Annotated in this window: 8 protein-coding genes and 1 other RNA gene; 2 read left to right on the top strand and 7 right to left on the bottom strand. The window is 50.8% G+C overall.

Annotated features, from left to right (window positions below):
* Nucleotides 1-142 precede the first annotated feature (142 nt).
* From ACLHIJ_RS04475 to nadE, 3 genes are all read right to left on the bottom strand, one after another.
* Nucleotides 143-1,711, bottom strand: coding sequence for an aspartate:alanine exchanger family transporter (locus tag ACLHIJ_RS04475; RefSeq protein ID WP_411296799.1), 1,569 nt, complete (start codon nt 1,709-1,711; stop codon nt 143-145).
* Entirely contained in the window at nt 1,704-2,450 is a 747-nt protein-coding gene (locus ACLHIJ_RS04480) for a GNAT family N-acetyltransferase (protein WP_411298549.1), read from the bottom strand. The genes ACLHIJ_RS04475 and ACLHIJ_RS04480 overlap by 8 nt, the downstream gene beginning before the upstream one ends.
* A 452-nt stretch (nt 2,451-2,902) precedes the next feature.
* Nucleotides 2,903-3,730, bottom strand: a complete 828-nt coding sequence (nadE, locus tag ACLHIJ_RS04485; protein ID WP_411298551.1) for an ammonia-dependent NAD(+) synthetase — start codon at nt 3,728-3,730, stop codon at nt 2,903-2,905.
* Between the two features lie 705 nt (nt 3,731-4,435).
* Here nadE and ACLHIJ_RS04490 point away from each other — a divergent pair.
* Together ACLHIJ_RS04490 and ACLHIJ_RS04495 are read left to right on the top strand one after the other, a co-directional pair.
* Entirely contained in the window at nt 4,436-4,966 is a 531-nt protein-coding gene (locus ACLHIJ_RS04490; protein WP_411298552.1) for a GNAT family N-acetyltransferase, read from the top strand.
* 221 nt (nt 4,967-5,187) lie between these two features.
* Nucleotides 5,188-5,781: a hypothetical protein gene (locus ACLHIJ_RS04495; RefSeq protein ID WP_411298553.1), complete on the top strand. Its 594-nt coding sequence runs from the start codon at nt 5,188-5,190 to the stop codon at nt 5,779-5,781.
* Nucleotides 5,782-5,852: 71 nt separating this feature from the next.
* On the opposite strand, the gene ACLHIJ_RS04500 is transcribed toward ACLHIJ_RS04495, so the two are convergent.
* From ACLHIJ_RS04500 to ssrA, 4 genes are all read right to left on the bottom strand, one after another.
* Nucleotides 5,853-7,499, bottom strand: coding sequence for an ABC-F family ATP-binding cassette domain-containing protein (locus ACLHIJ_RS04500; RefSeq protein ID WP_411298554.1), 1,647 nt, complete (start codon nt 7,497-7,499; stop codon nt 5,853-5,855).
* 188 nt (nt 7,500-7,687) lie between these two features.
* Complete coding sequence (locus ACLHIJ_RS04505; RefSeq protein ID WP_411298555.1) at nt 7,688-9,574, bottom strand: hypothetical protein; 1,887 nt, start codon at nt 9,572-9,574, stop codon at nt 7,688-7,690.
* A gap of 430 nt (nt 9,575-10,004) precedes the next feature.
* A complete protein-coding gene (locus tag ACLHIJ_RS04510; RefSeq protein WP_411298556.1) occupies nt 10,005-10,415 on the bottom strand; it encodes a GNAT family N-acetyltransferase in 411 nt (136 codons plus the stop codon).
* Nucleotides 10,416-10,674: 259 nt separating this feature from the next.
* Nucleotides 10,675-11,044, bottom strand: a transfer-messenger RNA (tmRNA) gene (ssrA, locus tag ACLHIJ_RS04515).
* Between the last annotated feature and the right edge of the window lie 145 nt (nt 11,045-11,189).

The following is an 11,189-nucleotide window of genomic DNA, read 5'->3' on the forward strand; positions in this document are numbered from 1 at the left end:
AAACGCAATACGCGCCACAGTTTTCACCGTATATGACGTCATGCGCCCACAGGCCACGCGCTGCTACTTATCCAGATATAGCACACGGCATACAGGGCGTCTGCAGCGTATCTCTATGCCCCATGAATAATTGGAAAACCAGCTACACCAGGACGATGACGTACACCAATAGCACCTTCAAAATCATAGAAATCGCAAACATGGCGGCATATCCTGCTTCAATACGCTCATCGTCATCTTTAGCAACCGCATAAGCAATAATCGCCGGCTGCCCAAAAATTCCCGCCATCGCACCAACCGTGCGCTGTACCGAAAATCCGATAACCCGACCGGCCACAGCAATACACACCATCATCGCGATAGAAATGACCGCACCCACCGCAATCATGCGCACGCCAGCAGCAGAGAAGGCCGTCTGTGCAAACTGCGGCCCAGAAGCAATGCCAATCGCCGCCAAAAACAACATCAATCCGAGCTGCCGAATCGTCTGATTGACAGCCAAAGGCAACTGCCATACCACCGGCCCACTACGATGCAAAGCCCCCAACAGCATCCCGACGATTAGTGGCCCAACTGCCGATCCTAAGGAAAACACATGGCCGGAGGGCAACGTAACATTTACTGCTCCTACCAAGAAGCCCAAAGCCACGCCCAAGCCTAAACCAATTGTGTCAATCTGGGTCACGCGCTGTTCAGAATTTCCAAAGAAATCTTCGATAGCCGGCCCCTCTGCACGCGGATAGGCAATCACCACCCGATCACCAATTTCCACATGCTGAAAATCCGTGGCAAGCAGCTCGCTATCACCCCGACGAATACGGGTGATAACCGCGCCAAAGCGGCTAACCAGATTCAACTCAGCAACCGAACGCCCAGCCAACTCACGACGCGAGACAATAAAAGAACGGAAATCAACCCGAGAGCGATCGTCAGCTAGATGTTGTGGCTGCTCATGGCCGATTGCAGCAATCGCAGTGCGAACCGCTGTTTCATTACCCACAATAACGACTTCATCACCTGGCTGCAGTTCCTCCCCTGGGCCAATCACTCGCACACGATCATGACGCCGCAAATATGACGCGCGAATATCCTGCTCTCGCCATCCTGGAACATCCCGCAATGCCATATCGGCTTCAACGACAACCGTCCGAGCAATCAACCGCTGACCTTGGCGTGAAGGAATTTCCCGACGTTCTGGCCACGTGCGAGAAATAACGAGAGCAACGGCAATAATCCCCACCACGACACCAATCGGATAGGACAGCGCATAGCTCACACCGGGGAGCATAGAGCCAGTTGCTTGATAGGCCGTCGCAAGAGCCGCCGTCGTCGTAGAAGCGCCAGCATATAAGCCCGCCTGCAGCTCAACCGGCATTGCTACCATACGCCCCAATGCAATAGTGGCAAGTACACCAACCCCGATAGCCACAGCCGCGCCACACATCAGCGACACGTGCCGGGTAAAATCCCGAAAGAAAGTCTGACCAGCAGATAAGCCCACCATATAGACGAAAAGTGCTAGCCCAAGATTATGAACTAAAGCCAATTGCCCGCCCAGATCAGGCGCAAGATAGCCGACAAACAAACCGACAAAGAGCGCCCCGGCCGCCCCAAAACGCAGCGGCCCAAAAGGGATCATCCCTAATATGCCGCCGAAAGCAACGACGAGAAATACACTCATCAAAGGCGAAGCCGTCAATATATCAGTCATGCCACGCCCTCTCGCTAGAGTCGTCGTCACGATCTGAGAACTCAGGATTTTTATCGTTGCTATCTGCCCTTCGGGATTCATCTCCCACTGCACGATCGGCAGCTCGACAATCATTATCGAGCATGAGGTCCTCATGATTCTTCGGATCATTTTCGCCCGCACACTCGCGCTCTGCCCCTGGCTGCTGGATAAGCACCATCTGCCAGCGATCAAGCATCGCCGTGCCCACAGTGCTTTCCATTACCTCCCGCATCTGATCCAGATCAATCTCCCCGTCGCGAATCAAAAAATCAAAGCGCCCATCCGGCTCATCCGTCGATAATCCGGTGTAAGAAAAACCATTGCGCAGATAGAAACGCTCCCGGCGTTGCCGCTGATCGGCATTGCGCGCCTCCGAAAGCACGGCTTCGATCTCTAAGAGCAGCGCTCGTTGTGGAAACTCGGCGGCGAGCATCTCCAGCGCTCGCGTGCCGTATCCTTGACCACGGCTCGCCGGCGTCATCGCAAGAAATAATATCCACAGATACTGAGGCGTCGGCACAATATAGCTTGCACCAATGAATTCTTCCCGCCCATCACTCTCATCCACGAAGGCAATCGCATGACCTATTCCCCGTTTTACGAGGTCAACAAGATCGTCCACGGGCGCGCGCTGCTCAGCGCGAAAGGCCGTCACATATACGTCACATGCCGGCTGATAATACGGATCACAGGTTGATCGGATATACGAAAGTCGCACCTACCCAGAATATATCGACGGAGGAATAATCCGTACCGCAAATTTCACGAGGAAAAGCTCTCATCCCTAAAGCAGCCGCTATCACCTACCGATAGTTTATTAGCCACTCACTCACGCTGGAGCACTACCAGTTACGGCTACGGTTCACTATCGCCACCACGATAGGAAAGGCCCACAGCTACAACTACAGCCACAACCTCAGCCGCTACCCATATAATCACAGCAGCTCACCGCGGGTTTCTGGGCAGCATTGACGCAAGGTAACTAGAGCATCTCCTTATCGGTGAGCACGTCGGCGACAGAGCACAGCAGCTCCCCTGCAGGCACGCTACAGCACATAACTATTAGCGCGAAGCTATCGGCGACAGCCCGATATAGGATGCCACAGCGGAACAGCAGCTTGTAGCCGGAATGATGGCACTACCGCGTTGGTCTGCCCGCTGCCCGTCGTTTTACTCACGCCACCACTGATCGTCTGGCCCTGGTGGAATATGACGTTTATGTTCTGCTCGCTGCCACTTACTTTCGATGTTCTGACGAGCTGAATCTGATACCGTTTTGCCCTCTAAATAGTCGTCAATCTCGTCGTAGCTCAGCCCTAATTCGTCCTCATCTGTGCGCAGCGGCCTGCCGTCAAGCAGATCCGCCGTCGGAACTTTTTGCCATAGATGCTCCGGAGCACCCAAATACTGCAATAGGAGACGCACCTGCCGCTTGTTCAAACCGGCCAGCGGAAGTAGGTCTGCCCCACCGTCGCCGTATTTCGTGAAGAATCCCGTGACGTTCTCCGCCGCATGATCCGTGCCGATCACCAATAACCCACGGTCCCCAGCAATAGCGTATTGTGCAACCATACGCATACGAGCTTTAACATTGCCCTTATTAAAATCGGAGATTTGGCAGGCTAGGGCTGACTCGTATGCCTGCTCCATAGCGTCCGTAGCGGCTTTGATATTGACGGTGACTTCTTCATCTGCTGCCACCCACTCCATAGCCGCTGCCGCGTCGGCTTCATCGGCCTGCACACCATACGGTAAACGAACCGCAATGAAATGAGCTTCTTCCCCTGCAGAGCGCATACGTTCGACCGCGAGCTGGGCTAAGCGACCTGCGAGAGTTGAATCCACACCGCCAGAAATGCCAAGCACGAAACCTTTGGCATGTGTTGCACGGGCGTATTCGCAGAGGAATTTCACCCGACGGGTAACCTCGGCTTGCGGGTCAATAGCCGGATGCACCCCGAGAGTAGCAGTAATACGTTCTTGCAATGAATGGCTCATGGGAATCATTCTATGCGCGATAGGCGCGCGATGCGCTTTCACGTGCGCCCTCACGCACAGACGCTCTATGCCGACCGGCAGGTTGATACCCGCTTTCCTCGTTATCTCGCAAATGCTAAGCCCATATTCCACGACGATTGCCGTTTATAGGGGTTTGTAAGCACCAGCGACATTAGGAACTTCTACCTCCTACTGCCGGTGGCTACAACGCCCCATTGCCACGTACCACAAAATACACGATTTCAACTCTTCACCAGAGCTGGCAGCAGTTCCTATTTCCAGCAAACCACCTCGCTGCGAATTATCACAATCCTTCTTGCAGGTCAGCCCGCCGCGTTTTCAGTTTCTTCTTCAGTTCTTTTATTTTCTTCTTTTCCAATTCCGTTATTTTCTTCGCTTCTGCATGAGCGTGCCTATGCGTCTACCGAAAAGCCTCTCCTCCGTACCGAAAGCAGCCTCAGGTAAGACGATTCCGGCATTACGGTTACTTTCACCACCATCTCACACGTTTTACCGTCGTCTAACACGTCTGCTCACGCAACAACCCATAAGCCTCTTATCCAGCTAAAACTTTGCTGCAACGCCAGTACACAGCACTATCCGTGCCCGAAGCAAAACAGAATGTATAGTCACCCCACAAAGGCCGTATTAAGCTAGACAATAATTTCTCACATGATTCCCCTCCTTTGATCGGCGGTCCAAAAAATGACGGTAAGCCTTCGCCCACTAAGCGAATCAGATCTTCCATTTCTCTACCACTGGCTATACGAGGTCACTGAACCCCAGTGGAAGCAGTGGGACGGCCCGTATTTCGCTCCGGCACCTCACCTCACCTATGACAAGTTCTGCCAAAGTAGCTGGGCATGCAGCACAAATAACAACCGACGCATCATTGACGTTGCTGGCAAACCCGTCGGAATTGTGACGCGCCACGAAGAAGATCCGGTGGGCGGTGGCTGGTATGAAGCCGGCATCGTCATCTATGATCCCCAGCAATGGAAGCACGGGATCGGCACCCAGGCGCTATCGCTGTGGACGAAGCTCACCTTTACGGAAACAAACGCTCATCTACTCACGTTAACAACCTGGTCAGGCAATGAACGCATGATCCGCTGTGGACGCCGCATTGGCTTTACTGAATGTGCCCGTATTCCACAAGCCCGACTCTGGGATGGCAAACGATGGGATAGCGTCAAACTCGTCATATTGCGATCTGAGGCAGAACGCCTACCCTGAGGAGGCTGAATACAAGTCGCAATAGGCTACGCTGACTATCGCGCATATACCGTTCTGTTTCTTTCTACGCACTCATTATTCTTTTATCGTCTTTCTCGATAACGCCGTAGCCTATTGCGTCAGCACTTAATCACAGGCTCTTCCACATGCTCAGCACATAAACTGTTACAGCCCGCTCCCCTTATTCGACAGCCGCAGAGGCGAACATCTATATTCGCTATATGGAATGGGGAAGCATTGCTGAATGGGTCGGGGCTATTACCGGAACTGGATTAGCCACTGCCTCTCTTATTGTTGCATTACGCGCAAATCGCCATGCCGATGCGGCAAATACTCGCGCAGACAAAATGGAAGAGCTCGAACGGCAACGCGACCTACTCAACATCGGCTCTCAGCTACAAGTATGGTGGGCCTGCCATGAGGCAAGTGGCGAGGATTCTGATGATGACAATACAGAGCAGTCAAAGAAAGAATGGGGAATCATTATCGCCAATACCGGCGACGAGGCTCTTATGCTAACTAAGGTCGAAATTGAGGTAGTAAAACAGAATTTCACCCCTGAGGAAGTATCCAGCGAGATCGTTACCTGGAAATACGACGCCCTTCCACCCGGAGTATTCTTCCGACAGGCATATCGGAAGGGATATACGAACGCTATTGCCAATCTCAGCGACTACCGGGTCATACTTAATTCCTCGAAATATCGAATCAACTCCATTTGTTATTCAACGCCTAATCATCGACGCTGGAAATGGACACCAGAATACGGGCTAGCCGAGATCATCGAAACTGACACCCCGAACAGCGCATCATAGAAACGAAACAGCCTACCTTTCCTGTGCGAATGTTTATTTTTGTTCCAGGCAGACACGGCTACGCTCCAGGATCACTGGCCCGTATGCGCGGGTTCAAGGTGCAGACGCCGCCCCTGCCAATGGTCAATAAGCCACCGATCATGGCTGGCTATGATAAGCGCGCCATTCCACTGCTTTAACGCCACTTCGAGTGCCTCCACGGTATCCAAATCGAGATAATTCGTCGGCTCATCAATAACTAAAATAGCCGGTTTAGCCATCAATGCAATCGCGATTTGAGCCCGACGTTGATTACCATCCGACAGATCAGCTATTGGCATTTTCCACAGGGAGGGGTGAATAATGCCTTTGCCAATTTCACCAATCCCCTCGCGCCACACTGCCGGATGAAAACCCGGATCGTCTTCTTGTGGAAGCCGCTGCGGAACAAAGCCGACGGCACCCCTGCTCATAACCGTTCCTCGCGTATGAACCTCTTGTGCCGGGCATGCCGTGGCAATCCAACTCAACAGTGTTGATTTTCCGCTGCCGTTACTGCCAGTGATAAGTAGGTGCTCGCCTGCTGCCACATCAAAACTTAGCTGCTGGAGGCGACCTTCAACCTCGGCTTGCCTCACACTGACGAGCAGGTTTGCATCAGGTGGAGCAGCTTCAATCGGGAAAGCCAACTGATAGCCGCGAAGTTTAGGCACCTCTGTGCGAGAGAGCACTTCTAGGCGACGATCATCATTTCGCGTCCGTCGCACTGCGGTAGCCGCCGCGCGATCAGAAAAGAACTTCTTGGATTTTCTTGCCGCATTAGCTAACTGCACCCCACCACGAGCGATTTTCTCGCTGTCATGACGATGTGCAGCGATATGTTTCTTCTGCTGTTGTTGCCGCGTATGGATATGCTGATGTTCGCTTCGAGCACGGGATTTCATCGCCAGATAGTCTCGATACCCACCTGCGCAGGCATACACGCCAGGTAATGCTCCCTCTCCCCGTGCGGTAGCTAAGGCCTGCCATGAGGCAATATCAAGGTCATATATCACCGTCGCGGTACGCTCAATAAAATCGCGGTCATGACTACTCATAACGACGGGACCATCCCAGGAGTGCAAAAGGTCGCAGAGAAAATCGATTGCCGCATAGTCCAAATGATTCGTCGGCTCATCTAGCAGCAAAATCGGCGGACGAGAAATAAGTAGCGCCGCTAAAGCAAGCCGTACACGCTGCCCCGCACTAAGAGTGCCAAGAATACGTTGGCGACCAGCGCCCATCAGCATCTTTAACTGCAGCCCGGCAAGCGTCTCATCAATTCGGGAATCTAGCCGCCATATATCAGCAGCCGTGAGGTACGAAAGCAGCTCCTCATATTCTCGCGCCACGGCACGGTTATTCGGATCGGCAGCCCATTGCACAGTAACCTCGTCGAAACGCACGAGCGAGGAGCGTAATGACGCCAGCGCACTATCTAAATACTCAGCAACCGTGCCAGAGAACTGTATGACCTCTGGGATAACATGCTGCCTCACATCAGAGATACCGTCCCAGGCAAGCTGCCCAGAATCTGGCGTCAGTTTTCCAGCCATCAAGCGAAGTAATGTGGATTTCCCACAGCCATTAGGACCAACCAAACATGCCCGTTCACCAGCACCAATACGCATAGATACGTCGGTAATCAATGGCGAAGAGTTATAGGAAAATGAACAGTTAGTTAAGGTAATAGCAGACATAGTAATCTCTCTGGACGCAGAATTAAGGACAGCGCCTCAGCTAAAAGCCGAGCAGAGATTACATGCTCATCGGGATCGGACACTCCTAGAATGACAGCTATAAACAGGTGCTAGTTTATCAAAAGATCAGAACTTCTCGGGGAGGAAGCCTAAGATCCGCATGCCTTCTCCTCAAAGCTGTCAACAATTTATGATCTGACCTCATACACCGCAGAGTTATTTTCTTTCGCTCTGAACCACCAGGCAGCTAGGCATAGAATCGCTACCATTGCCGCCACAATAACCCATTTTTCATAACTAGCCACAACAGATAGGTATGCCGGCATCTCATCAGAGTTACCGCTGTGACGAATATACGTAATGAGGATCTGGGCAAACTGTGCAGCCCACAATAGTAATAACAATCCAGTTTGATAATGAACAAAGACCGCGAAAATAGCCCACACTCCAGCAACTAGAATCATCCCCACCACATCAAAGTAGGAATAAACCAGAATATTGAGGATGATGGCAAGAAGAATGGCATATCGCGCTCGGTTAAAACTGCGTAGCACAACGAGGCTGATGCCCAGTGCAATAAGCCCTTGATAAGCCATCATTAGGCTGGCAATCAGAGCCGGCACGATCCCCTGGACCGTTGTAGTGGCGCTAAAGAACTGCGGATCAGCCCACGTCGCACGGTCAAGGAACTCAAAGCGAATGAATATACGACAAATATCAAAGAATTTTGTGCCATATTCTAAGGCGGTAAAGCCGATACAGAATGCCGCAAGACCCAAAAGAATCTTTTGCAGGAGTACATATTTTGCAAAGCTGCCAGCCGAACGGTGCCTATATGGGAGCACACCAGCATAGGTAGCAAGACCAATGCGGGTACGATAAAACGTGAAAAGCACTGCAACATTAAGCGCTATCCACAACAGGAGAGCTATATTCGTTCCGCCTATGTTAGCGAGTTTATCTGGGCGCAACTGTTCCGGATAAGGCATGTGAAATATGTGCGCGATCCGGAAAGTTAAGATAAGCCCAAACGGAATGACGAACAGCACGGAGATAGCTACTCGGCAAAGTCGTTGAATTGCGAAGGCACGTTCTTTCCCGACGGAGGACCACCAGCATGCCAGCTTGTTAAAGTACACTGACGTGCCACCCGCGTCATTCGTCGGCGCTGATACGAGCCGATAAGCCACAAGCACACTCAAAACGCCTATGCCCGCGATAAACAACAGGCTATATCCGTAGTTAACCCACCACTGCATAACTGGTACATCAGGGCGATTCATCCACCCATCAGGATGAGCAAAATTCGACCAAAAGTGAGTCACGTACAGCGGGAACCAACGATGAGTTTTTAGATAGAAAACAATGGCGAAAACGGCCCAAGCTGTCACCATAAGAAACGCCGGCGTTACTCCATAGTAAAAGTGAGTCAAGATACGAATAGCAACGGAGAGGAGAATTGCCGCAGGGGCAAGGCTTCTTTTCCGGTAAACAAGAGCAGCTACTAGGACACAAATCGTTACCTCTTCATAAGCCCCACCAAATCCAAGGAGTAATTTTTGCCCAAAGGGGCTTAACTCGTCTCCCCAGGTAATGATCTGATCAGGAGACACGGCGTTTGCATACGTGGGGTTAACAATACGAAAGCTAGCTTTAGTAATAGTGATAAAAACAAAATACGCCGGAATACCTATCAAATAATCACGCAAGGCAGTAAAAATTGCTCGTTTATTCAGGCGAACTCGTAGCAATGCTAGCCGAGATTGATGAGATTTTAGTTCCTGAGATTGACCCACATCGGAATCAGATAGCGTTTTCTTAAACCCTCCAATAGGACTACTAATAATTGCAGTTAGCCCAAGGGCTGCGAGCGTCAATATCAGATAAAGAGCAATCGCGTATGTTCCGGTATCCGGTATCGGATAGGGGAAAGAAACTGGATGATATGGCTGAGAATCAGAGAAAGCGACCAAGTGAACTATTGATGTGAGAGTGCTATCTATGATCGGCCCGAAAACCAGCACAACGGCGATTGCAAGAAATCCCCGGCATACCCACAAACGCACCCTCGTCATACAAAACCTAAATCTGCTCTCATTAACTACCTATTAGCGAATAAAGCGATCGTGGCTATTAGTGCAGAAACAGCTACCATCACCTAAATACGCCTATTGCATTTCATACCATACATAGAGATATGTAAATAGCTTATTATCCAGATAAGTAGCTGCTACACGCAGATATTACTTGAACGCAACATAACCAATTACCAGGGCAACTGCACTGCTGGCACAATAATCCATCTTTCATTACCAGCTATAACGGTTTATAACGGAGGTCCCGCCCTATTAGCCGCTTTGGACGCAACAGCCGGTATCACTGTGGAGTATAAATATCGGCAAAATGCTGTAAAGCCGAAACGGCGCTCCCGTACATAAATCTAAGCACACAATATCTCTGCCAATAGGTTTCAATACCGCCAGGCCCCTAATGTTCGGATTATTTCTACACGGTATAGATCATTTCGACGAACTCGTGTTCGCCGCCATTGGTTTGCTGTATAAAATTACGCACGCTACGGAATCCGCTACGTTCATAAACTGTGATACCACGTCGATTAAATGCCGCCACTGCCAAACGAATATTTTTAACCGGATAGGCCTGTTTGATCCATTCCAGATTATGACGCATAAACATTAGGCCTAATCCTTGACCTGTGAGATCTGGGCGCATTCCCAAAGCGATCTCTGCAACTTTACCGTCTTCCAATAAGTTCCCCGATAGAAAACCAAAAAGTTCACCAGCACGCCGCACCTGCAAAAGGAAATCCGACCATTGCTCCGGATTCACGAACTCCTCATGTTCCTCTGAATCAGCCGTCACATCATAAAGTCGTAAGGCGCGGAATACTTCCACCCATCTGCAATCTCCCGAGCAGAAGCAATATCCATGGGGAGATAAAGTAACCCGGTTTCACCACTTGCCATAGTGTGGAATCCCTACCAGAACACTGCGATGCCTATTCAGCCCTAGACCGCTTCAGCCTGCGAATTCGCATTATGTGAAATCTGCAATGAAGGCAATCTCTCTTTCTCCCCCCCCTAAAAAGAGCAGAAAATACCCCTAGGCGAACAAAAACACTCTGACGCGAAAAGTATCAACGTCAGAGTGTTAATAGTGGAGATGCGGGGAATCGAACCCCGGTCCGACGATGCATAACTCAAGACTTCTCCGGGTGCAGTCTACTCAGCGTTATTTTTGACTCCAGCACTCACGTAGACAAGTTGCTGACGAATCTAGTTATCTTAATGTTGCTGGCAATTCGATAACATCATTGCCAACCAGAGGCTTTCAAAAACGACGCCACGAACCTAACACGAAAGCAATGTTAGTGTGACGGATTCGGGCTCGCCTTAGGCGGCGAGGGCGAAATCAGACTTCTGCTTGTTGGCAGTTATTTTTTGCAGAGAATCGTTAAAGAGATGACTCTGCTTCCTCTACCCGCTTCCCTTCAGCGATCATCGCCGTCGAAACCGATCATCCCCTATGAAGTTGTCATAAGCTGAAGCTTTCAGCCGTAACACAAGACCGTATGAGCACGCCTCTCCATCGGATACGGCATAGCTACAACGAGCCTCCCCGAAATTATAGACCGTTCACTGCCACAACGTCCAGATAGCACCCTGCCGG

The sequence above is a fragment of the Trueperella sp. LYQ141 genome, from assembly GCF_046599555.1.
Lineage (GTDB): Bacteria > Actinomycetota > Actinomycetes > Actinomycetales > Actinomycetaceae > Trueperella.